Raw genomic sequence first — 26,153 nt, 5'->3', positions numbered from 1 at the left:
GCTTTTGCATCTATGGATACTACCCTTTCCCTTTGGGAAGACAAAACTGAAATCACGGTGGAGGAACTGGCGGCCCTGGCCCCGGAACAGGTGTTCCTGGCGGATATCCGGGACCCGGCGGCTTTTGACCGGGGCACGGTGCCCGGCGCCGTGAACCTGAACCCCCTGGAACTCCAGGCAGGCAGCGTGGACCTGCCGGAAGACAAACTGATCGTCCTGCTCTGCATGTGGGGAAAAATCAGCCTGGGCCTTGCCGCCAACCTCCGGGACCAGGGCTGGACCGCCGTTTCCCTTCAGGGGGGCTATTCCCTTTGGCTCCAGAAGAAGCTGGAACGGGAGAACGCCCTGGCGGCGGAAGATTCCCAGCGGCTGAAACGGATCGAATCCTCCCTGCGCCGGAAGTACAAACGGCGGATCTCCAGCAAATTCGTCCAGGCCATCTGCGATTATGACATGATCCAGCCCGGAGACAGGATCGCCGTGTGCATTTCCGGGGGCAAGGATTCCATGCTCATGGCCAAACTGTTCCAGGACCTGAAGCGCCACAACAAGATCCCCTTTGACCTGGTGTTTTTGTGCATGGACCCGGGATACAATGAAATGAACCGGAAGATCATCGAGGAAAACGCCAAACTGCTCCAGGTGCCCCTGACCTTCTTTTCCACCAACATTTTCGAATCCGTGTTCCATGTGGAGGATTCTCCCTGCTACCTGTGCGCCAAAATGCGCCGGGGGTACCTGTACCGGAAGGCCCGGGACCTGGGATGCAATAAGATCGCCCTGGGCCACCATTTCGACGATGTGATCGAGACCAATCTTATGAGCATGCTCTATTCCGGCGCCATCCGCACCATGCTCCCCCGGCTGAAAAGCACCAGCTGCCCGGGGATGGAGCTGATCCGGCCCCTGTACTATGTACGGGAAGCCGACATCAAAAGCTGGCGGGACGAAAACGGCCTGTACTTCATCCAGTGCGCCTGCAAGTTCACCGAAACCTGCTCCACCTGCCACACCGACGGCACCACCGATTCCAAGCGGCTGGAAGTGAAGAAGCTCATTGCCGCCCTGGCGGAAAAGAACCCCCAGGTCCCCGCCAACATCTTCCACAGCCTGGAAAACGTGAACCTGGACACGGTACTGAAGTACAAGGAAAAAGGAAAGGAACATTCGTTTTTGGAGGACATGTAAAAAAAGAGGCTGCTGCGCATGCAACAGTCTCCTTTTTGTCAGCGGTCAACGGCCGACTGTCTTCCAACAGTTAATGTCCGTATAGACACTGTCACCACACCCATCCGGAACCTCCCCCTTCCCTACAGCGTCCATATAGAGTATACTTAATGGTAAGATAAGGGAAGGAAAACAACTGTATGGAAATTTTATTTTTAGGTACAGGCCATGCCATCTCCACCCGGTGCTACAACACCTGCTATGTCCTGCGCCAGAATGAACGTTACCTGTTGGTGGACGGGGGCGGCGGCAACGGGATCCTGCGCCAGCTGAAGCGGGCCCGGCTGCCCTGGCAAAAGATCAAGGACATCTTTGTCACCCACCGGCATATGGACCATGTACTGGGGGTCTTCTGGGTAATCCGGATGATCGTGAAGGCCATGAAACGGGGCACCTATGTGGGAGAAGCCCGGATCTACGGCCACGATGAGGTGATCACCCTGCTCCGGAGCACGGCCCGGCTGCTGCTGGACCCGGGAGACCTGAAATACCTGGACACCCGGCTCCACTTCATCACCGTGGAAGACGGAGAGACCCGGAAGATCCGGGGCTGGGACGTGACCTTTTTCGACATCCATTCCACCAAGGCCAAGCAGTTCGGCTATGTATTGGAAAGCAACGGCCACAAACTGGGCTGCTGCGGGGATGAACCCATGAACGACCATAACTTTACCCGGCTCTCCGGCAGCCAGTGGCTCCTCCATGAAGCCTTCTGCCTGTACCGGGACCGGGACCGGTTCCGTCCCTACGAAAAGCACCATTCCACTGTACGGGAAGCCTGTGAAAACGCCGACCGGCTCCAGGTGCCCAATCTGATCCTGTACCACACCGAAGACAACCACCTGCCCCAGCGGAAAGAGCTGTATACCGCTGAAGGAAAGAACTACTACCGGGGAAATCTGTGGGTGCCGGATGATTTGGAACAAATGAAACTGTGGTAAGAAGAGAGGGAAAGGAGGCCTTCTCATGCAGCACAACAGAAAACACGCTCTGCGCTCCAAAGGACAGAACATCATTGAATACGCCCTGATGCTGGCCATTATCGTAGGCATCGGATTCCTGATCTACAGCCAGAACAACTTCGGCCAGAAAATACAGGCCGTATTCGGGAATGCCAACAACCTGCTGGCCACCGTGGAAAAAGAAAGCGACCCGGCGGTGATCCACGACCGGGGCTATGCAGACGCCATGGCGAAAATGCTGAAGGCAGCCATTGCCAAGGGGACGGTTCAGCTTGACAGAGGAGCCACCGTGGGCATCTATGCCCAGAATGCCAACAACGGGAACGCCGATGGTTACCACATCAACGGCCTGGTGGGAAAAACAGGCTCAGTGACAGTCAACGGAAAAAACTATATGGCTAACGGGGGATTTTACGGTTTCTGGAAGTCTGTTGACGGGGAAAAATCCTATACCGGGGCTTCCGTGGACCAGAAAAATGTAGACTGGTACGGCGTGGAAATCACCCGGACAGGGGAAAACTCCTATCAGGTGAAATACCGGGAAGGCACCGGTTACACCAATGAAAATAAAGACGGGTTCCGGCCTTCCGACAGCAACAACTACAAGAAAGAAATCTGGAATCCCTGACGAAAGGACCTGACTGTATGCACTATCCCAACATCACAGCCGGTACCTTCCTTTCCCGGCCCAACCGTTTCATCGCCCAGGTGGAGATTGCCGGGAAGGAAGAAACCTGCCATGTGAAGAACACCGGCCGGTGCCGGGAACTGCTGGTCCCCGGTGCCGCCGTGTACCTTACCGCCAGTGACAATCCCAAACGGAAGACCAAATACGACCTGGTGGCCGTGGAAAAAGGCTCCCGGCTCATCAACATGGATTCCCAGGCTCCCAACAAGGTGGTCCAGGAATGGCTGGAACAGGGAGGCCTCCCCGGCCTGACCAAAATCCAGCCCGAATTCCGGTACGACCAGTCCCGGTTCGACTTCTACCTGGAACAGGGGGACAGGAAATCCTTCCTGGAAGTGAAGGGCGTCACCCTGGAAGAAGACGGGGTGGTCCGTTTTCCCGATGCCCCCACCGCCCGGGGTGCCAAGCACCTCCACGAACTGATCCGGGCGGCGGAAGAAGGCTACGGAGCCTATGTGTTCCTGGTGATCCAGATGGCAGATGTGGACCATTTCGAACCCAACCGGAAAACCGACCCGGATTTCGCCCAGGCCCTCCAGGAAGCCCGAAACAAAGGAGTGACCCTCCTGGCCTACGATTGTAACGTAACCCCGGGGACCCTGGAGATCGGGAAGCAGGTGGAGATTGTGTTGTAAAAAAATGTGGGGTGCTGCACAAAACGTGCAGCACCCCACATTTTTTTATTTCTGTCCGATCGCCCGGTTGATGGCATTGACGATGCCCAACAGGGATGCGGTGTTGATATTGGGATGGATGCCCACACCGAAAATGTGGTTTCCGTCCGGTTTCTTCAGTTCGATGTAGGAAATGGCCTTGGAATTGGACCCCTGGCTGATGGCGTGTTCGTGATAGTTGATGAACTCGAACCCGTCCACCCCGATCTTGTTCAGGGCATTGAAGAAGGCATCGATGGGCCCGTTCCCGTTGCCGGTCACGTGCATCACCGTACCGTCGGCCTTCACATCCCCTTCGAAGATGGTGCTGGTATCCTCATCCCCTTCGTGGTTGTCGTACACCTTGTGGGCTCCCAGTTCGAACTTGCCCTTATAGTCCACATACTTTTTGTTGAACAGTTCCACGATCTGGCTGGCGCTCAGTTCGTCCCCGTATTCATCGGCGGCTTCCTTCACCATATGGCCGAATTCCGGATGCATTTCTTTCGGCAGGTAATACCCCACTGCCTGCTGCATTACAAAGGCGGCGCCGCCCTTGCCGGACTGGCTGTTGATCCGGATCACCGGTTCATATTCCCGGTGGATATCCGCCGGGTTGATGGGCAGATAGGGAACTTCCCAGTACCGGCTGTTGGTATCTGCCATGTACTTGAAGCCCTTCCGGATGGCATCCTGATGGGATCCGGAGAAAGCGGTGAAGACCAGTTCCCCGGCGTAGGGATGACGGGGTTCCACTTTCATCTTGGTGACGCTTTCGCAGATCCGTTTGATCCGGTTGATGTGGGAGAAGTCCAGCTGGGGATCCACATTGTGGGTGTACATGTTGAGGGCCAGGGTGACGATGTCCACGTTCCCGGTCCGTTCCCCGTTGCCGAACAGGGTCCCTTCCACCCGGTCCGCACCGGCCATCATGGCCAGTTCCGTGGCGGCCACCCCTTCGCCCCGGTCATTGTGGGGATGGACACTGATAATGGCCCGGTCCCGGTCCTTCAGGTGCCGGATGAAGTATTCAATCTGGTCCGCATAGGTGTTGGGGGTGGACATTTCCACCGTAGAAGGCAGGTTGATGATCACCGGTTTTTCCTTGGTGGCTCCCAGGGTATCCATCACCGCTTCACAGATTTCCACCGCATAGTCGGTTTCCGTGCCGGTGAAGCTTTCGGGAGAATATTCGTACCGGATGTTCATGCCGCTTTTGGCGATTTCCTTTTCCGTCAGTTCCCGGATCAGTTTGGCCCCGTCCACGGCAATCTTGGTGATTCCTTCCATGTCCTTCCGGAACACGATTTTCCGCTGGAGGGTGGAAGTGGAGTTGTAGAAGTGGATGATCACGTTCTTGGCGCCCTTCACCGCTTCAAAGGTCTTTTTGATCAGTTCCGGACGGGCCTGGACCAGGACCTGGATGGTCACGTCATCGGGGATGTAGTTGTCCTCGATCAGGGTCCGGAGGATTTCATATTCCGTATCAGAAGCGGAAGGGAACCCTACTTCGATTTCCTTGAAACCGATCTTCACCAGGGTGGTGAACAGCAGCAGCTTCTCTTCCAGCTGCATGGGGGTCACCAGGGCCTGGTTCCCGTCCCGCAGGTCCACGCTGCACCAGATGGGGGGCTTGGTGATGGTCTTGTCCGGCCAGGTACGGTCCGGCAGGCTGACTCCCTGGAAGGGAATGTACTTTTTAATGGGCTTATGCATAATGAATTCCTCCTTGGATTTTCGAGGCGGTCATAAAAAAATCCCCGTCCCCTGTTTTCTCTAGGGGCGAGGCAAATAATTCCACGCTGTACCACCCTGATTCAGCCAGCCAAAAAGCCGGCCCTTTCACCTCTTACTCAAGCAAGTATAAGGCTAAGGTCTGTAACGGGACCTCCCGTTCCGGACTACTTATCACCCGGACGACTCTGGAACCAGTTATCATTCAGAAGCGAACTATCGACTCCCAGCAAATGTCGACTCTCTGTGAATTCCCTTTCTGATCTTCTTTCCTTCGCAGTCATTGTTGGTTACACTTTTGAACTTGATGGTGCTTATTATAGAGCCTTTTATAATGGCTGTCAACAGTTTTGTGGAAAAATGTTTAAAAAAATAGGTGCTGTTGCATAAGCAACAGCACCCTCCCCATCAATGATGAAACAGCCGTACTCCCGTCATGGCCATGGCGATGTTGTATTTGTCGCAGGTGGCAATCACATTGTCGTCCCGGATGCTGCCGCCGGTCTGGGCGATGTATTCCACCCCGCTCCGGTGGGCCCGTTCAATGTTGTCCCCAAAGGGGAAGAAGGCGTCGGAACCCAGGGCTACCCCGGTGTTCTTGGCAATCCAGGCCTTCCGTTCTTCCCGGGTCATGGGTTCCGGTTTTTCCGTAAAGAAGTTTTCCCATACCCCGTCAGCCAGCACATCTTCCCAGTCGTCAGAAGTGTACACGTCGATGGTGTTGTCCCGGTCCGGTTTCCGGATATCCGCCCGGAAGGGCAGGTTCAGCACCTTGGGGCTCTGGCGCAGCCACCATTTGTCCGCTTTGTCCCCGGCCAGACGGGTGCAGTGGATCCGGGACTGCTGGCCGGCGCCCACGCCGATGGTCTGGCCGTCCTTCACATAGCATACGGAGTTGGACTGGGTGTATTTCAGGGTGATCATGGCGATCAGCAGATCCCGCCGGGCTGCTTCCGGGATTTCCTTGTTCTTCGTAGGCCGGTTCTGGAGCAGGTCTTCCGTAATATGGTCGTTGTTCCGTTTCTGTTCAAAGGTGATGCCGAAGACCTGCTTGGTTTCCAGTTCTTCCGGTTCATAGGCCGGGTCGATCTGGATCACATTGTATTTGCCCTTTTTCTTGGCGGACAGGATTTCCAGGGCTTCCGGTTCGTACCCGGGCGCAATGACCCCGTCGGACACTTCATGCTGGAGCACCAGGGCGGTGGATTTGTCGCACACGTCGGACAGAGCCACGAAATCCCCGAAAGAACTCATCCGGTCCGCCCCGCGGGCCCGGGCATAGGCACTGGCCAGAGGGGACAGGTCCATGCCTTCCACGCTGTAGATCTTCTTCAGGGTATCCGTCAGAGGCAGGCCCACAGCCGCCCCGGCCGGGCTTACATGTTTGAAGGAAGCAGCTGCCGGCAGACCGGTGGCTCTCCGCAGTTCCCGCACCAGCTGCCAGCTGTTGAAGGCATCCAGGAAGTTGATGTACCCGGGTCTGCCGTTGAGCACCGTAATGGGCAGTTCCGCCCCGCTCTGCATATAGATCCGGGCCGGGATCTGGTTGGGATTGCAGCCATACTTCAGTTTCAGTTCTTTCATGAAAGATTCCTCCTTAAGGTCAAAAGAAAAAGCCGACCCCGGGCCACAGCAGGTGCCCAGACGGTCGGCATTCTACGACCATGCTCCCTGTGGGTAAACCCACTTCCGTCAGTCACATGATCTGTCCGTTTCATTATAGCATTGTCAGCGGGAAATGGTCAAGAAGGGGTCACAGCCCGCAGCCGGGTCCTTCATTCCCCCTTCACCCCCGTCCCGTCGAAGGCCGGGATGAACTGGCTGTCGGCAGAACTGGCTTCCTGGACGAACCCGTCCTCGATGGGGCTCTGGAACAGGTAGTCCTCCACTTCCTGGTATTCTTCTTCGGTCAGGGGCCAGCCGATTTCCGGATACTTTCCCTCTTTGGCCAGGCCGCAGGGCACATACTGGCGCATCAGGCTGAACAGCACCTGGCCCGGGCCGAAATTGGACCCCACCCAGTCGATGATCCGCTTGCTGTCTTCCAAAAGCCCCGGCAGGATCATGTGCCGGATGATCACCCCTTTTTTCAGGAGCCCGGTTCCCTCATCCATTTCGTAAGGCCCGGTCTGCCGGAACATTTCCCGGATGGCTGACGTGGCCACGGCGAAATAATCCTTTGCATGGCTGTACCGCCAGGCCGCTTCTTCGCTGACGTATTTCAGATCCGGCAGGTAGATCTGCACCTTCCCCTCCAGCCTCCGGAGGGTCTCCACCTTTTCATAGCCCCCGCAGTTGTACACCACCGGCACCGGCAGCTTCGGCTCCAGGGATTCCAGGATGGTGGGAAGGAAATGGGTGGGAGTCACCAGGTTGATGTTGTGGGCCCCCTGGGCGATGAGATTTTGGTAGATCCGCCGCAGGTCGTCGGCGGTCACTTCCCAGCCCTTTCCCCCGCTGCTGATTTCGCTGTTCTGGCAGAACACGCACTGGAGAGTGCAGCCGGAAAAGAACACCGTGCCGCTGCCTCCGGAGGTGCCGCTGATACAGGGTTCCTCCCAAAGATGCAGGGCCGCCCGTGCTGCCCGGGGCCGCCAGGGCATCCGGCACCACCCCAGCTGCCCGGGGTCCCCGGAAGTCTCCGGCCGTTCCACCCCACATTCATGGGGACAAAGAGTACATTTGGTCATGTTGGGTCCTTTCGTAAAAGAAGGGGCTGTTGCACGTGCAACAGCCCCTCTCCAATTCAGTATTTATACCCCCAGGAATACCGTCCCCGGTAATTGTAGGGATAAATGGTAATGTCGTAATGGGCATTTTCCAGTTCGTGGGTAATCTGGTGCTTGAAGGGCGCCAACGCCATATGGAGCACCTTGAAGGACTTGGACCCCCACATGGCGCCTTCATCGGAAATGTCCACCTTGTATCCGTTTTCGTGGGAATAAGTGCCGGACGCATGGTAGCCCCGTTCCGCCCCGCCGGTGATCACAAAGGTGACTCCGTTCCGCCGGGCCAGCTCATTCAGATGGTCCAGGAAGGCCACCGTGGAGGCTTTGAAATGAGCCGTATCCGTAGTACTGTTGCTCCGCCAGGGAGTATCCATCCCCTCGGTGCTGCTCCACTTCCGCAGGTTGCTTTTGCCGAAATCCCGACGCCAGGCATAGGCCTGCTTGGTGGAAATAGGCGTATAGGACAAAGCCTTCCTCCGGTTTTCCATGGTGGAAACCCGGTAGCCCGGATTGCTGGAAGCCCTTGCCGATGCAGCAGAAGACGCACGAGCGCCATAGTTAAAAGGCACGGCACGGCGGGCCATACCGGCTGCAGAGGCAGATACGGACACAGTCAGCGAAGAAAAGACAACAGCAGTGAGTACGACTTTATTCATGCAGTCATGCACATCTCCCAACGTTAAGATTCAAAAGCATAAGAAATCTCTTTAATTATACGCGAAAAAGGCAGAAATTTCAAGGGTACCGCCAGAACCGGTATGTGTCAACAAGTTCTCAGTAAAACCTTCATCACAGTATAGTTATTCATCCATGTCCGAAAGTGAAGAGTGCAGAGTGCAGAGTGAAGAGCATGGGCCCGTAGAGGCCGCACAACCGGCGACTCGCCAGATGTACGAATCTCTGACCCCAACGATGTAGGGGTTTCGCCGCAGGCAAACCCGTCCCGGCCGCCCAGAGGGCAAAACTTCTATACCCATACACCCGCGAGGGCTCTCCGCCGGGAGAATCGATGTATACCCGCAAAAAGTACCAGCAAGGCCGGAGGCCAAGTCCGCCCTGCAGGGGCGGGGGACCGGGCTTGCCCGGTGGTGGGGGCATGAGGTCCTGAAAGGACCGAATACCTTGACGGGGGTACGGGCTCATCGGCTGGGAATGCAGCAACGAAAACTGAAATCATCATATTCCTGCTCCTGCCATACGCTTTCTTGTTGTCTGCCGGTCCTGCGAAGTATCGGCTGTCGCCGATGCCCCCACCACCAGCCTTGCGGCTGGTCCCCCGCCCCTCACAGGGCGGACTTTGGGTCCGTTCCCATCACCAGTTCAGTACTGCTGGGACCGTAAAATCCATGGAAGACCTTTTCCTATCTATAGTGTTGGTGTCGTGACTTATACTATAAGATGAAGGTCTTTCTTTTTGCAAGTTTATAATGGATTATTCATTTCACCGAGAACTATTTTACACTAAGGTGGCACGTTGTGTGAACAACCCCGGTCACTGGCCGATGGAAAGAACCCGTGGCTGACGGGTTCTTTTGAAAAGAAACGCAGCCCTTTGGGCTGCTAACCCACCACCAGCCTTGCGGCTGGTCCCCCGCCCTTGCAAAGGACGGATAAAATACGCGGGCTCGCGCCCTGGTATTTACAAAAAGCGATGGGCGCCAGCCCCAGCGTATATCCGCCCTTTGCAAGGGCGGGGGACCGTTGCGCTTGCGCAATGGTGGTGGGTTAGCAGCCGCAGGCTGCGTTTCCATTCCTGAAAATCTGACTGCAAATTGATTCTTCGGCCGCTGACCGTTGACAGCTGACGGGACCTGCGGTCTCTGCAGCAGCCCCCTCACACCTGGGCCAGCAGCACCGCCACGAACACCAGCACGCAGCCGGCGATTTCCCGTCCTGTCATCACTTCTCCCAGGAACAGCCAGCCGGAGAGCACGGCGAACACGGATTCCAGGCTCATGATCAGGGTGGCGGTGGTGGGTTCCGTGTATTTCTGGCCGATGATCTGCAGGGTATAGGCCACCCCGCTGGAGAGCCCCGCCGTATAGAAAAGGGGCCACCGGGCCGCCCACAGGGCACTGGCCAATCCCCCTGCCGGCACACTTTCCCACATCCCGGCCCCCAGGGCGGACAAAAGACAGGTCATGGCGAACTGGAGCCAGGCCACCCGCACCCCGCTGGCTCCCTTCCGGAGGAAATGGTCTACAAAAAGGATGTGGAGGGCGAAGAACACCGCACAGCAGAACACCAGGAAATCCCCGAACGAAACGGTGAAATCCCCCTTCACGCACAGGAGATAGAATCCCACCAGAGCCATGGGTACGCACAGCAGCATGATCTTCCGCACCGTCCGGCCCAGGAAGCGCCCCAGGATGGGCACCAGGATAATGTACAGGGCGGTGATGAACCCGGCCTTCCCGGCGGTGGTCTGGGCGATGCCCACCTGCTGGAGGTTGCTGGCGATTCCCATGATCAGCCCGCAGCAAAGGCCCCCTTTCAGGGTCACTCCATCCGGCTTCAGCCGCTGCCACAGGCTTCCCTGGCGTTTTCCCCCAAAGGCCAGCACCACCGGCACCAGCACCCCGGTGGCCAGAAGATTCCGGGCCGCGTTGAAGGTAAAGGGCCCCACATAATCCATGCCCACGCTCTGGGCCACAAAAGCGCTGCCCCAGATCAGGGCCGTCAGCAGCAGCAGCAGATTTCCTTTCATGCGATCCATAGTATTCCCCTTTTCACACATTGTAAGAATAAGGATACCATAAAAAAGGAGCTGTTGCACGTGCAGCAGCTCCTTTTTTGTTGCTTATTTAATGAACCGGACGTTGGGGATAATTTCCTCGTATACTTCTTCGGCCCGTTTCTTGTAGGTCTTCTTGTTTTCTTCGAACAGGTTGCCGCCTTTGGTGTCAACAGCCACGATCAGGGGCCCCAGTTCTTCCACTTCGCTGGTCCACAGGGTTTCCGGCATCCCCAGGTCTTTCCACTGGGCGTCGATGATCTTCTTGAAATGGACGGCGGATACCACGGCACAGCCGGCCGGGAACACACAGAAGATGGTTTTGTACTTCTGGCAGGCATCCATGGTGTCCTGGCCCATGCCCCCTTTGCCCACGATCAGCTTCACGCCGGTCTGGGGAATGAAATCCTTTTCGAATTTTTCCATCCGCATGGAAGTGGTGGGTCCGATGGAAACCATTTCATAGGCGTTTTCCTGGCCTTCAATGGGACGGACAATGGGGCCTGCGTGGAAAATGGCGCCCCCTTCCAGGTCCACCGGCAGCTTCCGGCCTTCTTCGATGAGCCGGCGGTGAGCCACGTCCCGGCAGGTGGTGATCTTGCCGGTCAGATAGACGATGTCCCCGATTTTCAGGTTCTCGATGTCTTCGGATTTAATGGGTGTATGCAGCACAACTTTGTTAGCCATTATAATTCAGCCCCCTTATGAGAAGTGATGGTGTAATGCAGGTCTTTGTCGAAAATGATGTGGCCCCGGCGGTGGTTCCAGCAGCCGATGTTCACAGCCACCCCGATGGCGGACGGATGCCGGGCGGTGTTTTCGATGTGTACACCCAGTACGGAAGCGCTGCCGGTCATGCCCTGAGGCCCCAGACCGATCTTGTTGATGCCTTCTTCCAGGAGTTTTTCCATTTCCGCAGCTCGGGGGTTGGGATTGTGGGAACCCAGAGGACGCATGAGAGCCTTTTTGGACAGGAGAGCGGCGGTTTCCACAGAGGTGGCCACCCCTACCCCCACCAGGAAGGGCGGGCAGGCGTTGGGTCCATAGGTGTACATCCGCTCCAGGACGAACTTGGTGACCCCTTCATACCCTTCCCCGGGCATCAGCACCATGGCGTGGCCCGGCAGGGTGCAGCCGCCCCCGGCCATGTAGGTGTCGATTTCGCAGGTGTCGGAATCGGGCACGATTTCCCAGAACACGGTGGGAGTCCCTTTCCCCACATTCTTGCCGGTGTTGTATTCATCGAAGGTTTCCACGCTGTTGTGGCGCAGGGGGGTGGCGAAGGTGGCCTGTACAGTGGCTTCCTTCAGCAGCCCTTCCAGTTCCCCGATGAGGGGGAAGTTGGTGCCGCATTTCACGAAATACTGGAGCACGCCGGTATCCTGGCAGGAAGGACGGTTCAGTTCCTTGGCCAGCTTCTGGTTCTTGGCGTAGGTTTCATACAGCAGCTTGGCAATGGGCACCGTTTCCTTTTCGGCCAGTTCCTTCAGTTTGGCGGCCACATCATCGGGCAGCACCTTGGCGGTGTAGCCGACGAACTTGGCCATAATGTCGGTCATTTGTTTGACTTGGGCTTCTTTGGACATTTTCATTTCCTCCTTATACTTGAACACACAGGTTGTTTTCTATTCACATGTTCCCGTACCATCAGGGATAGAAGGGGAACAGGATGGGCAGCAGGACAAGAGAGACGATGTAGCCGATGATCACCATGGGAAGGCCGGCCTTCACATAATCGTTGAAATTGTAGCCCCCGGGGGCGAACACCATCATGTTGGCAGGCATCCCGATGGGAGTGGCGAAGGCCAGGGAAGCACCGATGACAGTGGCTACGATCACGGCCTTGGGGTCAGCCCCCATGGCTTCGGAAATGTTCACGCTGATGGGGATCAAAAGGGCCGCCGTGCCGAAGTTGCTCATGAAGTTGGTCATGATGCAGCTGAGCAGTAGGATCACCGTCACCAGCACCAGAGCCCCGATGCAACCGGACAGGTAGAACTTGATGCCGATCTGTTTTTCGAAGATCATGGCGATAATGGTAAGGACCATGACAATCAGGGAAACTTTCTGTTTCCAGGGAGCTACCTGGGAGAAATCCGGAGCCTTGTCATAGATGCTTTCTCCGGCTTTGGCCTGATGGTCTGGCAGGAACTGGTAGCCTACAGTGGCAAAGAACAGGGTGCCGATCAGCAGGATGGGCAGTCCCACATAGCCGTATTCGAAGAAGCTGATGTCCTGGCCAATGGCTTCCAGGGCGCTTTTCCCCAGCAGGTTACCAGGGGCCCCGATGATGGACAGGTTGCCCCCCATGGCCGCCGCGAAAATCAGAGGCAGCAGCAGCCGGGACCGGGCGAAACCGGATTTGGATGCGATGCCGATGACCACGGGGATCAGGATGGCCGCCGTACCGGTGTTGGACAAAAAGCCGCTCATGATGCCGGTGACCAGCATCACGGAAACGATCAGCTGCCGTTCGGTTTTGGCAAACCGGGTGACGATGCCCCCTACCTTGTTGGCCATGCCCGTTTCAAAAAAGGCACCGCCGATGACGAACATGGCCACGAACAGGATCAGGTTGCTGTCCACAAAGCCTGCAAAGGCATCCTTGGGGCTCAGTACCCCGGTAAGGACCAGAACCATCAGGGCGATCATGGACGTAACCGCCAGGGGAAGTTTTTCAGTGACAAACAGGATGATGACCAGTACCAGCAAAGTCAAAGTAATGGCAATGGGTGACATTATGTTTTCTCCTCCTTTGTTCTCCATCAATCCTGCGCGCGTGAATTAATTTTGATATTTGATAATGTATCCATTTCTTGATGATACTATAACCCCATTGGCAGAAAGAGTCAATGGGGTTATGGAATTATCTGATTTTTGACTACAAATTTGGATATAATATCATAAATACAAAAAGAGGCTGTTGCACAGAACGTGCAACAGCCTCTAGCTGTAGAGCCGCATAACGGCTCAAGTCTGGAGTCTGAAGCCAAATGATAAATTTGCAGGCAAATTTTTGAATGTGTAGAACCTTTGGATTAAAGGATATCCCAGGTCGATTTCGAGTCTGGTTCCATATAATCGAGAGGATCCGTCCAACCAGGCGGATCCTTTCCTGAGGCTTCCGACTCCCGACTCCAGGCTGCCGACTCAAAAGGGGCGCTCACGCACCCCCGCCCTTCCCCACCTGCTCCCGGTAGTTGGTGAGGATATTGTCCATACTCCGTTTCATGTGTTCGTCCATGAGCTTTTTGGCTCTTTCCGGGTCGTGGGCCCGGAGGGCTTCCATCAGCTGCTCGTGTTCGAAGAAGGAGATCTTGGCGTAATCGGTTTCCGTCACCAGGAAACCCAGGGACAGGCCGTTCCACAGGCTGGCCAGGATCTGGGTCAGTTTGGGATTCCCGGCGGCCTCCCACAGGGCCATATGGAAGCTTTCGTTGTAGTGCTTGTATTCGGCGTACCGGTGCTGGGCCAGGCACTCCTGCATCCCGGCGTACACCCGCTCCACTTCCCGCAGGTCGCTGCCGGGACGGGCGGCCAGGGCCGCCGCTTCCCGTTCCAGGATCTCCCGGACGGCGAAATGGTCCCGGATGGATTTTTCATCGATGCCCAGCACCACGGCCCCCTTGTTGGGCCGCAGCTTCACCAGCCCCTGGGTGGCCAGCAGCTGGAGGGCTTCCCGGACCGGGGTGGTGGACACCCCCATGTGCCGGGCGGTCTCTTCCAGGGTCAGGACGCTCCCTTCCGGGATTTCCCGGCGGAGAATAGCCTTCCGGAGATAGGAGGCCACCTGTTCCCGGGCCGGCAGGAGATGGATCTTCCCGATGGTTTCCGGCATCGTTTCCGTCTCCACCCGGTAAGCCGGGGAACCAGCCGCCTTTTCTTCCGGTGCCGGAGCCTCATTTTCCTCAGTCCGGGGCACCTTCCGGTTCTCCAGGATCTCCCGGGCATGGGAAGACACCACCATGTGCCGGTTGCTGAGCCGGGTCACCAGTCCTTCCAGCATCAGGCCCTGGAGGGCCTCCCGGATGGGCATCCGGGACACCCCGTAGGTCTTGGCCAGTTCCACCTGCTTCAGTTCCGTCCCCGGTTCCAGATCACCGGAGGCGATCCGGCTCCGGAGAGACTGGCAGATCAGATCCTGGGTGGATTTCTGCAGGGTCACCATGGCCCTCCCTCCTTTCACCGGTTATTTGTCGTCCATTTTCAGGATGGCCATAAAGGCTTCCTGAGGCAGTTCCACGCTGCCCACCTGCTTCATGCGCTTTTTCCCGGCTTTCTGCTTTTCCAGCAGCTTCCGCTTCCGGGTAATGTCCCCGCCATAACACTTGGCCAGCACGTCCTTCCGGAGGGCGCTGACGTTTTCCCGGGCGATGATCTTGCTGCCGATGGCCGCCTGGATGGGGATTTCGAACAGCTGCCGGGGAATCAGCTTCCGGAGCTTTTCCACCAGGGCACGGCCCCAGTACTGGGCCCGGTCCCGATGGACGATGGCGCTGAGGGCATCCACCGGATCCCCGTTCAGGAGGATATCCACCTTCACCATGTCCGAAGGCCGGTAGCCGCTGAGCTCATAGTCCAGGGAAGCATAGCCCCGGGACACGCTTTTCAGCCGGTCGAAATAGTCGAAGATGATTTCCGACAGGGGCAGGGCATAGTGGATCATCACACGGGTTTCGTCCAGGTAGGTCATGTTCTGGTATTCTCCCCGCTTTTCCTGGGACAGTTCCATGACCGGCCCCACAAAGTCCTTGGGCACGATGATGGTGGCGTTCACGAAAGGTTCCTCCACATGCTCGATCACCGTGGGGTTGGGGAACTGAGAAGGGTTGTCCACCATTTCGATGTCCCCGTTGGTCTTCACCACTTCGTAGATAACGTTGGGGGCGGTGGTGATCAGGCTCAGGCCGTATTCCCGTTCCAGCCGTTCCTTGATCACGTCCATGTGGAGCAGACCCAGGAACCCGCACCGGAACCCGAAGCCCAGGGCGGAAGAGGTTTCCGGCTCGAAGGTCAGGGAAGCGTCGTTGAGCTGGAGTTTTTCCAGGGCGTCCCGGAGGTTGTCATAGTCGGAGTTCTCGATGGGATACAGGCCGCAGTACACCATGGGGGTAGCCTTCCGGTACCCTGGCAGAGGCTCTTTGGCCGGCCGGTTGTTGTCGGTGATGGTATCCCCCACCCGGGCGTCCTTGACGGTCTTGATGGCTGCCGCCAGGAAACCCACCTGGCCTTCTCCCAGTTCCGGCACGTTGACCATGGCCGGCTTGAACACTCCCACTTCCGTTACGTCATAGACCTTGCCGGTGGCCATGAGACGGATGGACATGCCCTTTTTCAGGCAGCCGTTCACCACCCGCACATACAGCATGACCCCTTTGTAGGCATCGAACTTGGAATCGAAGATCAGAGCCTGGAGAGGGGCTTCCGGGTTCCCTTTGGGGGCCGGCACCCGGTTCACCACCGCTTCCAGCACCTGGTCCACTCCCAGGCCGGTTTTGGCGGAGCACAGGACACAGTCACTTTTGTCGATGCCCAGGATGTCCTCGATTTCCTTTTCCACCCGGGGCACGTCGGCGCTGGGCAGGTCGATCTTGTTGATCACCGGGATGATCTCCAGATCGTGGTCCATGGCCAGGTACACATTGGCCAGGGTCTGGGCCTCGATGCCCTGGGTGGCGTCGATGACCAGGAGCGCCCCCTCACAGGCCGCCAGGGCCCGGGAAACTTCATAGGTAAAGTCCACATGCCCCGGGGTGTCGATCAGGTTCAGGATGTAGTCATTCCCGTCCTTGGCCTTGTAGTCCAGCTGGACTGCCTGGTCCTTGATGGTGATGCCCCGTTCCCGTTCCAGGCTCATGGAGTCCAGGATCTGGTCCTCCATTTCCCGTTTGGACAGGGTCCCGGTCATTTCAATGAGCCGGTCGGCCAGGGTGGATTTGCCGTGGTCGATATGGGCGATAATGGAAAAATTTCGAATATGATCACGTTTTGCCATGGATTCTCTCACTTTCTGTCAACGCCTGGAAAACAGGCGGAGATGTTTCAATACTTTATTATACCATGTATGGGGAGACCCTTCCACACGCAACAAAAAAGGCCGGCAACCGAAGTTGTCAGCCTTCCTGCTGTTCAGCCTTATTTTACTGCGTTGACTTTCTTAGCTAAACGGGATTTCTTGCGGGCTGCGGCTTTTTTGTTCACCGTGCCTTTCCGAGCAGCTTTATCTAATAAGCTCGCTGCTACTTTCAAAGTGGCCTGGGCCTCTTCTTTGGATCCTGCAGCAGCAAAAGCTTCAACCTTGCGTGCGGTGCTGCGGATTTCAGCTTTCACCGGGCCATTGGCAGCGCGCCGTTCGGCATCAGTCTTGACACTACGAATGGAAGACTTAATATTCGGCATGTTCTCACCTCCACCAATAAGCTTTACCAAAATATAATATCATGGATGCTCCCTTTGTGCAAGGGATTTTTCCATTTATTTCTCAATCTTTCTGTTCAGCCCTTCCGGCCGGTGGATTCTTCCTCCATGGCCAAAAGGCTCTGGGCATTCCGGGCGTCCTTCCGGAGCTGTTCCTGGAGCCGGTCCAGGTCAGGGAATTTTTCTTCTCCCCGGAGCCGGGCCACCAGCTGGACCAGCACCTCCCGGCCGTAGAGATCCCCTTCGAACCGGAACAGATGGGCTTCCAGGCGGGCTTCCTGGTTGGCAAAGGTGGGATTGTCCCCCACGTTCACCATGGCGTCATACCATTGCCCTGCCACCAGTACCCGGCCGGCGTACACCCCGAAGGCAGGCACGGCAAAATGCTGGCCCAGGATCTTCAGGTTGGCCGTAGGGAACCCCAGCAGCCGTCCCCGGTGATCTCCGGGCACCACCTGGCCCCGGATGGCATAAGGCCGTCCCAGCATCTGGGCCGCCAGCTCCACCCGGCCTTCGGCGATGGCCTTCCGGATGTTGGTGCTGCTCACCACCAGCCCGTCCTGCTTCAGCAGAGGCCGGGACAGGATGGTGAGCCCGAACCGGCTGTGTTCCGTCTTCAAAAGGCGGACATTCCCCTTGCCTCCGGCACCGAAGCTGAAATTGTCCCCGATGCCCACAGCCTTCACCCCGCAGTCCACCAGCATCTGGAGGAACGCGTCGGCACTCATGGCCGCCAGTTCCCGGGTAAAGGGGATGTTCACCAGGATGTCCACCCCCAGTTCCACCATGAGCTTTTCCTTGGCGGGATTGTCCAGCAGCCGGGGCGGTTCCAGCTCCGGCTTCAGGCTGGCCAGGGGATGGGTGCTGAAGGTAAAGACCATCAGCTGGAGATGGTGCTCCCGGGCATAGAGCCGGGTGGTCCCGATCACCTCCTGGTGGCCCCGGTGGACCCCGTCAAAGGTCCCCAGTGCCGCCGCAGAAGGCAGCAGATGGGCGCTGTGCAGTTCGTCCAGCGATGTAATCAGTTTCATGGTCTATCTTCCGTCCTTGTTTCCACGTCAGGGATGTGGATGATCTTGTGGGGCCGGAGCCGGCCGTCCACAGCTTTGGCCACGCCCACCAGGAGCCCCTCCCGGGTCCACAGCTGGTACAGGGTACCGTCATGGATCCCGGGCAAGGTGGTGGCCACCCCCTGGGCGATCCGCCGGCCCTGGAGGTTGTTCACCACCAGTTTGGGGAAAGACGCCAGTACCGTTTCCACCCCGGTGCAGCACCCTTCCGGGTCGGCGGCGATCTCTTCCAGGGTATGGGACTCTTCCAGGGTAAACACCCCGGCCTTCCGCCGGAGCAGGAAGCTCATGGTCCCCTTCATCCCCAGCTTTTCCGCCAGATCCTCACAGAGGGTCCGGATGAAGGTGCCCTTGGAACAGGTCACGTCGAACACCAGGGTGTCCCCGGTATAGTCCACCTTTTCCAGTTCATAGAGGGTAATGGGCCGGGGCTCCCGCTTCACTTCGATGCCCTGCCGGGCCAGCTTGTACAGCTTGGTGCCCCCTACGCTGATGGCGGAATACATGGGCGGGATCTGGGTCCCCTCTCCCCGGAAGGAAGCCAGGGCTGCTTCGATTTCCTCATCCGTCAGCGGACGCACGGGACTTTGGGCAATGACCTTCCCTTCCGTATCCCCGGTATCGGTCTGGAACCCGAAGGTCAGTTCTGCCCGGTAGCTTTTTTCCTCATGGGCCGCATATTCCAGGAACCGGGTGGCAGTGCCGGTGAACACCGGCAGTACCCCGGCAGCCAGAGGATCCAGGGTGCCCCCGTGGCCGATTTTCTTCATGTTGAGGATTTTCCGCAGGGCCCCCACCACATCATGGCTGGTCATGCCCGGTGGTTTGAGTACGTTGAAAATCCCGTCCATCACAGTTCCTCCAGGGCCTTTTCCAGAGCTTCCAGGAGAGCCTTCTTGGCTTCTTCCAGAGGCAGCCCGATGGTGCAGCCGGCGGCTTTGGGGTGTCCCCCGCCGTTGAAGGCCACCGCCACCTTGCTCACATCCACCTGTTTGGACCGCATGCTCACCCGGGTGGACCGGGGTTCCACCTGCTTGAACAGCACTGCCACATCCACCCCGGCAATGTACCGGGGATGGTAGATGAAGCTTTCGGTGGAAACGGTCTTGTCATAGAGGGCCAGGGGCACCTCCAGGGTGGCGATCTTCCCTCCTGCATAGAAGCTCAGGCTGGGCAGTACCTTGGCCAGCAGCTCCACGGAATTCCGGGCCTTCAGTTCCAGCTGGTCGGAAATCTCGTTGGGCTTCACCCCCAGGGCCAAAAGGTCCGCCCCCACCCGCATGCAGCGGGGGGTGGTGTTGGCGTACTTAAAATAGCCGCAGTCGGTGACAATGGCCGTGTACAGGTCCGTGGCCAGTTCCTGGTCCACGGGCACCCCGTTCTCTTCCAGCATCAGATACATGATCTCCCCGGTGGCCGCCGCCTGGTCATCCAGCAGCAGATAATCCGCATACCGAGTGTTGGACACGTGATGGTCGATGTTCAGGATCGGCGCGGAAAGGCATTCTTCCGCCTCCCCCATCCGGTCCTTGGAAGAAGCATCCACCACCACCGTCAGATCGCAATGGATCTTCTCCCCCTGTTTGGGCTGTTCATAGGCATCCAGCCCGGGCAGGAACTGGTACACCGCCGGCAGGATATCATCCACCAGCAGCCGCACCTTTTTCCCCGCCTGGCGCAGGGCCCGGGCCAGGCCCAGGGTGGAGCCCAGGGTATCCCCGTCAGGCCCCACATGGCTCACCAGCACCAGGTCCTGGACGCTCATGAGCAGCTGCCAGGTTTCTTTCAGATCCAGTGCCTTACTCATGATGCTCTTCTTTCTTCAGCTCATGAAGGATGGATTCAATATGGGCGCTGTATTCCATGGAAGTATCCTTGTGGAAACTGAGCACCGGAGCCACCCGCAGATCGATCCGCCGGGCGATTTCCCGACGGAAGAAGCCCAGGGCGGACTGGAGGCCCTTCCAGGCTGCCGCCTGCTGTTCCTCGCTGCCGTAGAGGCTTACATAGATCTTGGCGTAGCTCAGGTCGTTGCTCACTTCCACGCCGGTAATGGTAACGAACTTCACCCGGGGATCCTTTACGTCCCGGATCAGCATGTTGCTCATTTCCTGCTTGATCAGCGCCTGGAGTTTTTCCGCACGAAGTTTGGACATGGTCCCTCCTTATTCTGCCGCCACTTCTTCCATGGTGTAGACTTCCAGCTGGTCGCCCACCTTGATATCCCGGTAGTCGGCCAGGGTCAGCCCGCATTCGAAGTTGGCCGCCACTTCCTTCACATCGTCCTTGAACCGGCGCAGGGAATCCAGTTCCCCTTCGTGGATCACGATGCCGTCCCGGACCAGCCGCACTTTGGCAGACCGGGTGATCTTCCCGTCCTTCACATAGGCACCGGCAATCAGCATCTTGTTGATGGGGATCACCTGCCGGATTTCCACATGGCCGATGATCTTTTCCTTGAATTTGGGAGCCAGCATCCCCTTGATGGCGGCTTCCACATCGTTCAGGGCATCGTAGATGACCCGGTAGGTGCGGATGTCCACCTTTTCCTGTTCGGCGGTCTTCCGGGCATTGGCATCCGGACGGACGTTGAAGCCGATGATCAGGGCGTTGGCGGCGGAAGCCAGCATCACGTCGGATTCGTTGATGGCCCCTACCCCGGAATGGACGATGACCACTTTCACTTCATCGTTCTTGATCTTGGTGAGTGCCTGTTCCAGGGCCTGGATGGTGCCCTGTACGTCGGCCTTCACCACAATGTTCAGGTCCTTCAGTTCCCCTTCCTGGATCCGGTTGAAAATATCGTCCAGGGAAACCTTGGCCTTCTTCTGTTCTTCCATCTTCTGCTTGGCCAGGCGTTTTTCCGCCACGGTCCGGGCCACATGTTCGTCACAGGCGTCCATGATGTCCCCGGCTTCCGGCACGTCATTAAGCCCAAGCACTTCCACAGGGGTGGAAGGCAGCGCCTTCTTCACCTTTTCGCCCCGGTCGTTGACCATGGCACGGACCTTCCCGTAGCAGGTGCCGGCCAGGATGGAATCCCCGATGTGCAGGGTCCCCCGGTCGATGAGCACGGAGGCCACAGGCCCTCTGCCCTTGTCCAGTTTGGCTTCGATGATGGTGCCGTGGGCAGGCAGGTTGGGGTTGGCTTTCAGATCCTGCATTTCAGCCACCAGCAGGATCATTTCCAGCAGGTCGGAGATACCGGTCTTCTGCCGGGCAGATACGGGAACCATGATGGTGTCCCCGCCCCAGGCTTCCGGGATCAGTCCGTGTTCGGACAGCTGCTGCATGACAAAGTCCGGGTTGGCCCCTTCCTTGTCGATTTTGTTGATGGCCACGATAATAGGCACCTTGGCGGCCTTGGCATGGTTGATGGCTTCGATGGTCTGAGGCATTACCCCGTCGTCAGCGGCCACCACCAGCACGGCGATATCCGTCACCTGGGCCCCCCGGGCACGCATGGCGGTAAAGGCTTCGTGGCCGGGAGTATCCAGGAACACAATGGGCTTGCCCTGGCACACCACCCGGTAAGCACCGATGTGCTGGGTGATCCCGCCGGCTTCCCGGGCGGTTACGTTGGTTTTCCGGATGGCATCCAGAAGGGAGGTCTTGCCGTGGTCCACGTGGCCCATAACCGTCACCACAGGAGGACGGGGCACCCGCAGAACCGGGTCGTCTTCCACTTCCGGCACTTCCGTGGGATCCGCTTCAGGAGGCGGTTCCTTGATTTCGCAGTTGAAGTCCATGCCCACCAGTTCAGCGGTTTCATGGTCGATTTCCTGGTTGATGGTGACCATCTTGCCCAGCATGAACAGCTTTTTGATCACTTCGTTCACGTCCCGGCACAGGAGCTTGGCGAAATCCTTCACGCTGATGCTTTCTCCCACTTCCACGCTGGTGGGACGGACCACTTCGGTCTTTCTGGCAGGAGCAGCGTTCCGGTTGTTGTTATTGTTGTTTTTGTGTTTATGGTTTTTCATCATATGATCAGCACTGCGGGTAGGACGGTCCTCCCGGGTGGCGTAAGAGCCCTTGATTTTCTCCCGTTTTTCCTGATGGTTGTGGCTGCCGTTCCGTTTGCCCATATCCTTGCCGGCATGGGCGCTGTTGCCGTTGATGGGGGCACCGGCTTTCCCGCCCCGGTTGTTCTGGGGCTTGTTCCGGTTGTTGTTCCCATTGTTTCCGTTCCGGTTCTGGCCGTTGTTCCGGTCGTTGTGGCTGAACCGGCTGTTCCCGCTGCCGTTCCCGTTCCGGTTCTGGCCATTCTGGGGACGGTCGTTCCGGCGGCCGTTGTCCCGGTTCTGGTTCTGGCCGTTCTGGGGACGGTCGTTTCTCCGGTCGTTCCGGTTCTGACCATGGTTCCGGTCGTTGGACCGGTTTTCCGGACGACTGTCGTTTCTCCGGTCATTCCGGTCGTTCCGGCCTTCCGGACGCTGGCTGTTCCGGTTCTGTTCCTTCTGCTGGGCCTGGGCCGCATGATGGGCCTGGATGGCCGCTTTGCCCACCGCCACATCGCTCTTTACCTGGGCCACTTTGGCCGCTACCGGAGCCGCTGCCTGGGTCACTTTTTCCTGGACCTTCTGGGCAGCCGCCTTCACGGCACCCTGGTTGTTCTTCAGGCCCTTGACGATCATGTCCCGGACCCCGGCTTCCACCGTGCTCATGTGGTTCTTCACCGTGATTTTATGGTCAGCCAGGAACCCCAGTACCTTTTTGTTGTCCAGGTTCAATTCTTTGGCGATCTCATAGATTCTGTATTTTGTCATCCGCACACCTCCATAGTCAAAAGCCCATCATCTTCCGGAAGTTGTCATCCATCAGGACCACAGCCGCCCGGGGCGCTTTTCCGATGGCGGCACCCAGCCGGGCACGGTCCAGGATCTTCCCGTAAGGGATCTTCCCGGCATCGCACCAGCGCTGGATCTTCTCCACCGTACGGGGCGAGGCATCAGCGGCAATCAGCACGTAACGGGCACGGCCTTTTTTCAGCGTGTCCCATACGCCCTGATCGCCGGATGCCAGCTTCCCGGCCTTCTGCGCCAGACTCAGGGCAAAGCAGAGCTGTTCATCCGTTTTCATGGGTGAGCTCCGCCAGCAATGCTTCCTTCGTTTCCGGAGAAACCTTCACCTGCAGGGCTCTTTCCAGGGCTTTGCTCTGGAAGGCCTTTTCGATGCAGGAAGCCTGGGGGCACACATAGGCACCCCGGCCCGGTTTCTTCCCGGAACGGTCCAGGCTCACGGCTCCTTCCGGAGACCGGACGATCCGGACCATTTCCTTCTTATTGTGGATTTCCCCGCAGCCGATGCAGGTCCGCTGGGGAATCTTCTTTACTTTCATGCGTCCTCACCACTTTCCTCAGGGGCTTCCTGAGCCTGGGCAGCTTCTGCACCAGCCGCCTGGGATTCGCTCTTGATGTCGATCTTCCAGCCGGTGAGTTTGGCGGCCAGACGGGCGTTCTGCCCTTCCTTGCCGATGGCCAGGGACAGCTGGTAGTCAGGGACCACCACCCGGCAGATCTTTTCATCCTTGTCCGCCCGGGCGGAAACCACCTTGGAGGGGGACAGGGCGTTGGCCACATATTCTTCCGGATCTTCACTGTATTTCACAATGTCGATTTTTTCTCCCCGGAGTTCGTCCACAATGGCCCGTACCCGCATGCCCTTGGGTCCCACACAGGCCCCTACCGGATCCACGCTGGGATTGGTGCTGTGGACGGCGATCTTGCTGCGCATCCCCGGTTCCCGGGCCACACTGTCGATGACCACGGTGCCATCCTGGATTTCGGACACTTCCAGTTCGAACAGCCGCTTCAGGAGGCCGGGATGGGTCCGGGACAGGATGATCTGGGGACCCTTGGTGGTCTTCTTCACTTCCACCACATAGCATTTCAGCCGCTGATGGTAGTCGTAGGTTTCATGAGGGATCTGTTCGTTGGGCAGCAGCAGGCCTTCCGCCGTGCCCAGGTCGATGAACACATTGTGGCCTTCGATCCGCTGGACGGTACCGGTGACAATGTCGTTTTCCCGGTCAGAATACCGTTCGTACACCATCCCCCGTTCCGCTTCCCGGATCCGCTGGACGATCACCTGCTTGGCGTTCTGGGCGGCGATCCGGCCGAAGTTCTTGGGGGTCACTTCCGTTTCCAGGATATCCCCGGCCTGGTAGTGGGGATTCAGCTTCTGGGCGTCTTCCAGGCTGATTTCCGTAGTGGGATCCGTGACTTCCTCCACAATGTTCTTCCGGGCATAGACATGGATCTCCCCGGTTTCTTTATGCATGGAAACCCGTACATTCTGGGCAGAACCGTAGTTTTTCTTGTAAGCGGTAATCAGGGCTTCCTCCACTGCACTGTACAGTACGTCGGGAGAAATGCTTTTCTCCTTGGCCAGGAGCGCAATGGCTTTCACGAAATCCGCATTCACTTCAAAATTCCTCCTTAACAGTTGTATCCTTTAAAAATCGATATGGGGCCGGACCGAAGCGATCAGCTTCCGGTCGATGGCCAGTTCTTTCTTTTTGGCGTCTTCCAGCACCAGCTTTTCGGCGTCGTGGCTTTTCAGCACCGCCGTCAGCTGCTTCTTCCCTTCATAAGGAGCAAAGAAGGCCAGGTCCACTTTCTTGCCATAGTGGGCTTCCAGGTCCTTGTCCTTTTTCAGGGGCCGGTCGATCCCCGGAGAAGAGACTTCCAGGTAGTACTTCTCCTTGATGAAGTCCTCCTCGTCCAGCTTCTTGGCCAGAGCATTGCTGACCGCCGAGCAGTCATCGATGTCGATGCCGCCCTCTTTGTCGATGAAGACCCGCAGGAACCAGTCCCGTTCCCGCACGTACTCCACATCCACCAGTTCCAGACCGGCCGCCTCCACAATAGGAGAGACCAGTTCCGTAACCCGTTCGGTGATTTTCTTTTTGTCCATTCAGGCACCTCTGCTTTTTTCTTCCTAGTAAACGAAAGAGCGGGTATCAAATACCCACTCTCTAAGGTCTGCCTCAGTTTTCTTATTTATTATAGCACCCCACGGGGAAAATGGCAACAAGCCCGATGAAACCGGGTATGTGTCAACGGTCGGCGGCCCTCCGGGCAACCCCCTTCCCTGCACACAAGAAGGCCCCAGATGCGCGAAAACACCCCACCTTTCGACCTTTTCCCTGGGCGTCAGAGTGGGTCAGATGCGCGAAAGGCGGAATTTGGAAGTTGGGCATAGTACAAAGTGGTACATGCCCGGCTTCCAAATTCCGCCTGACAAAGCAGATGGCCCGCTATGGCGCCCAGGGGTTATGCGTCAGCCCCACAAAGCCAATCCAGCTATAACCCCCACCACCATCCCCGCCCCCACATCAGTGGGATAGTGCACTCCGGCCAACACCCGCACCAGGGCACTGATAAGGCTCACCAGGAGGAAAGCTGCCCCCACCGGCGGGTGAAAGTACAGATACGTCATGGCGATGATGGTGGAGGAAAACACATGGCGGCTGGGGAAGGATTCCCCCTGTTTGTTCCGAGGGATCAGGGGGGTAATGGGCCAGGCCTCATAGGGCCGGGGCCGGTTGATCCTGCTGCGGACCAGGGTAAGGAGCAGGAAAGAAATGGCCGGGATCCAGAAGGCCTTCCGGAGGCCGGGGCTGGCCATTCCCCCCTGGGTATAGAGCTGCCACAGGAGCAGAGGATAGGCGATGTACATCAGCACCACCAGAGCCCCGTTCAGAAGAAAAAGCCCCCGGACAGCCCAGGGCCGGCCCCGGAAAGGCCGGGTCAGCCGGGCATAGGTACGGTCATAATGGCGTTCGAAGTGCATGGGGATTCCTTTCTGTAAAAAAGGAGCTGTTGCGCATGCAACAGCTCCTTTTACTTCATTTGGAGGCGACGCCCAGAATCGAACTGGGGATAAAGGTTTTGCAGACCTCTGCCTTACCGCTTGGCTACGTCGCCATAAAAAA

The 26,153-nt window shown here is 57.7% G+C and carries 25 protein-coding genes, 1 tRNA gene, 1 pseudogene, 1 riboswitch and 1 other annotated feature; of the genes and pseudogenes, 4 read left to right on the top strand and 23 right to left on the bottom strand.

Going from position 1 to position 26,153, the window contains the following annotated elements:
• Positions 1-12: 12 nt before the first annotated feature.
• The 4 genes from ACTQY1_RS05030 (at position 13) to sfsA (ending at position 3,512) form a co-directional block, all read left to right on the top strand.
• On the top strand, positions 13-1,188 hold the full coding sequence (locus ACTQY1_RS05030) for an ATP-binding protein (RefSeq protein ID WP_022487204.1): 1,176 nt from the start codon (positions 13-15) through the stop codon (positions 1,186-1,188).
• 179 nt (positions 1,189-1,367) lie between these two features.
• Positions 1,368-2,168 (top strand): MBL fold metallo-hydrolase, encoded by an 801-nt coding sequence (locus tag ACTQY1_RS05025; RefSeq protein ID WP_022487203.1) that lies wholly within the window; start codon positions 1,368-1,370, stop codon positions 2,166-2,168.
• Positions 2,169-2,193: 25 nt separating this feature from the next.
• Positions 2,194-2,817, top strand: a complete 624-nt coding sequence (locus ACTQY1_RS05020) for a Flp family type IVb pilin (RefSeq protein WP_154487888.1) — start codon at positions 2,194-2,196, stop codon at positions 2,815-2,817.
• Between the two features lie 17 nt (positions 2,818-2,834).
• The gene (sfsA, locus tag ACTQY1_RS05015; RefSeq protein WP_154487889.1) at positions 2,835-3,512 is read left to right on the top strand and encodes a DNA/RNA nuclease SfsA; all 678 of its coding nucleotides are present in this window, start codon (positions 2,835-2,837) and stop codon (positions 3,510-3,512) included.
• Positions 3,513-3,557: 45 nt separating this feature from the next.
• Here the strand turns inward: sfsA and leuA are convergent, their stop codons facing one another.
• The 23 genes and pseudogenes from leuA to ACTQY1_RS04900 form a co-directional block, all read right to left on the bottom strand.
• Entirely contained in the window at positions 3,558-5,246 is a 1,689-nt protein-coding gene (gene leuA / locus ACTQY1_RS05010; protein ID WP_022487210.1) for a 2-isopropylmalate synthase, read from the bottom strand.
• 59 nt (positions 5,247-5,305) lie between these two features.
• Positions 5,306-5,551, bottom strand: a binding site (T-box leader).
• A gap of 121 nt (positions 5,552-5,672) precedes the next feature.
• A complete protein-coding gene (locus tag ACTQY1_RS05005) occupies positions 5,673-6,848 on the bottom strand; it encodes a phosphoribosylaminoimidazolecarboxamide formyltransferase (protein WP_308664402.1) in 1,176 nt (391 codons plus the stop codon).
• 47 nt (positions 6,849-6,895) lie between these two features.
• Positions 6,896-6,974, bottom strand: a riboswitch (ZMP/ZTP riboswitch).
• 65 nt (positions 6,975-7,039) lie between these two features.
• Entirely contained in the window at positions 7,040-7,954 is a 915-nt protein-coding gene (locus ACTQY1_RS05000) for a radical SAM protein (RefSeq protein WP_441369093.1), read from the bottom strand.
• A 56-nt stretch (positions 7,955-8,010) separates the two neighbouring features.
• Positions 8,011-8,649 (bottom strand): hypothetical protein, encoded by a 639-nt coding sequence (locus tag ACTQY1_RS04995; protein WP_308664404.1) that lies wholly within the window; start codon positions 8,647-8,649, stop codon positions 8,011-8,013.
• A gap of 1,178 nt (positions 8,650-9,827) precedes the next feature.
• Entirely contained in the window at positions 9,828-10,709 is an 882-nt protein-coding gene (locus ACTQY1_RS04990) for a DMT family transporter (protein WP_154487890.1), read from the bottom strand.
• Between the two features lie 84 nt (positions 10,710-10,793).
• Positions 10,794-11,414 carry a L(+)-tartrate dehydratase subunit beta gene (ttdB, locus tag ACTQY1_RS04985; RefSeq protein ID WP_022487833.1) on the bottom strand — a complete coding sequence of 207 codons (621 nt, stop codon included), beginning with the start codon at positions 11,412-11,414 and terminating at the stop codon, positions 10,794-10,796.
• Positions 11,414-12,313, bottom strand: a complete 900-nt coding sequence (ttdA, locus tag ACTQY1_RS04980; RefSeq protein ID WP_022487832.1) for a L(+)-tartrate dehydratase subunit alpha — start codon at positions 12,311-12,313, stop codon at positions 11,414-11,416. The genes ttdB and ttdA overlap by 1 nt, the downstream gene beginning before the upstream one ends.
• Before the next feature lie 61 nt (positions 12,314-12,374).
• On the bottom strand, positions 12,375-13,466 hold the full coding sequence (locus tag ACTQY1_RS04975; protein ID WP_441369092.1) for an SLC13 family permease: 1,092 nt from the start codon (positions 13,464-13,466) through the stop codon (positions 12,375-12,377).
• Positions 13,467-13,890: 424 nt separating this feature from the next.
• Positions 13,891-14,565 (bottom strand): GntR family transcriptional regulator, encoded by a 675-nt coding sequence (locus ACTQY1_RS04970; protein ID WP_368509238.1) that lies wholly within the window; start codon positions 14,563-14,565, stop codon positions 13,891-13,893.
• Positions 14,566-14,709: 144 nt separating this feature from the next.
• Positions 14,710-14,895 (bottom strand): annotated as a pseudogene (locus ACTQY1_RS04965) (GntR family transcriptional regulator); the annotation flags it as partial.
• A 21-nt stretch (positions 14,896-14,916) separates the two neighbouring features.
• Positions 14,917-16,722 carry a translation elongation factor 4 gene (gene lepA, locus ACTQY1_RS04960; RefSeq protein ID WP_441369091.1) on the bottom strand — a complete coding sequence of 602 codons (1,806 nt, stop codon included), beginning with the start codon at positions 16,720-16,722 and terminating at the stop codon, positions 14,917-14,919.
• Positions 16,723-16,862: 140 nt separating this feature from the next.
• Positions 16,863-17,126 carry a 30S ribosomal protein S20 gene (gene rpsT / locus ACTQY1_RS04955; protein WP_012938698.1) on the bottom strand — a complete coding sequence of 88 codons (264 nt, stop codon included), beginning with the start codon at positions 17,124-17,126 and terminating at the stop codon, positions 16,863-16,865.
• A 95-nt stretch (positions 17,127-17,221) separates the two neighbouring features.
• Positions 17,222-18,175 (bottom strand): bifunctional riboflavin kinase/FAD synthetase, encoded by a 954-nt coding sequence (locus ACTQY1_RS04950; RefSeq protein WP_441369090.1) that lies wholly within the window; start codon positions 18,173-18,175, stop codon positions 17,222-17,224.
• A complete protein-coding gene (gene truB / locus ACTQY1_RS04945; RefSeq protein ID WP_441369089.1) occupies positions 18,172-19,065 on the bottom strand; it encodes a tRNA pseudouridine(55) synthase TruB in 894 nt (297 codons plus the stop codon). Before truB ends, ACTQY1_RS04950 begins: the two co-directional genes overlap by 4 nt.
• The gene (locus tag ACTQY1_RS04940) at positions 19,065-20,021 is read right to left on the bottom strand and encodes a DHH family phosphoesterase (protein ID WP_022487826.1); all 957 of its coding nucleotides are present in this window, start codon (positions 20,019-20,021) and stop codon (positions 19,065-19,067) included. The genes truB and ACTQY1_RS04940 overlap by 1 nt, the downstream gene beginning before the upstream one ends.
• The gene (rbfA, locus tag ACTQY1_RS04935) at positions 20,014-20,370 is read right to left on the bottom strand and encodes a 30S ribosome-binding factor RbfA (RefSeq protein ID WP_022487825.1); all 357 of its coding nucleotides are present in this window, start codon (positions 20,368-20,370) and stop codon (positions 20,014-20,016) included. The genes ACTQY1_RS04940 and rbfA overlap by 8 nt, the downstream gene beginning before the upstream one ends.
• A gap of 9 nt (positions 20,371-20,379) precedes the next feature.
• Positions 20,380-22,983, bottom strand: coding sequence for a translation initiation factor IF-2 (infB, locus tag ACTQY1_RS04930; RefSeq protein ID WP_154487892.1), 2,604 nt, complete (start codon positions 22,981-22,983; stop codon positions 20,380-20,382).
• 16 nt (positions 22,984-22,999) lie between these two features.
• Positions 23,000-23,296, bottom strand: coding sequence for a L7Ae/L30e/S12e/Gadd45 family ribosomal protein (locus ACTQY1_RS04925; protein ID WP_022487823.1), 297 nt, complete (start codon positions 23,294-23,296; stop codon positions 23,000-23,002).
• Complete coding sequence (rnpM, locus tag ACTQY1_RS04920; protein ID WP_022487822.1) at positions 23,283-23,555, bottom strand: RNase P modulator RnpM; 273 nt, start codon at positions 23,553-23,555, stop codon at positions 23,283-23,285. The genes ACTQY1_RS04925 and rnpM overlap by 14 nt, the downstream gene beginning before the upstream one ends.
• The gene (gene nusA / locus ACTQY1_RS04915; protein WP_022487821.1) at positions 23,552-24,640 is read right to left on the bottom strand and encodes a transcription termination factor NusA; all 1,089 of its coding nucleotides are present in this window, start codon (positions 24,638-24,640) and stop codon (positions 23,552-23,554) included. Before nusA ends, rnpM begins: the two co-directional genes overlap by 4 nt.
• A gap of 30 nt (positions 24,641-24,670) precedes the next feature.
• Positions 24,671-25,132 (bottom strand): ribosome maturation factor RimP, encoded by a 462-nt coding sequence (gene rimP / locus ACTQY1_RS04910; RefSeq protein WP_022487820.1) that lies wholly within the window; start codon positions 25,130-25,132, stop codon positions 24,671-24,673.
• 366 nt (positions 25,133-25,498) lie between these two features.
• Entirely contained in the window at positions 25,499-26,011 is a 513-nt protein-coding gene (locus ACTQY1_RS04905) for a phosphatase PAP2 family protein (protein WP_441373877.1), read from the bottom strand.
• A 60-nt stretch (positions 26,012-26,071) separates the two neighbouring features.
• Positions 26,072-26,145, bottom strand: a tRNA-Cys gene (locus ACTQY1_RS04900).
• Positions 26,146-26,153 lie beyond the last annotated feature (8 nt).

This window comes from Acidaminococcus sp. HCP3S3_G9_1, assembly GCF_052122455.1.
GTDB lineage: Bacteria > Bacillota > Negativicutes > Acidaminococcales > Acidaminococcaceae > Acidaminococcus.
The sequence above is the reverse complement of the archived record's forward strand: the minus strand, read 5'-3'. Positions and strand labels throughout refer to the sequence as shown.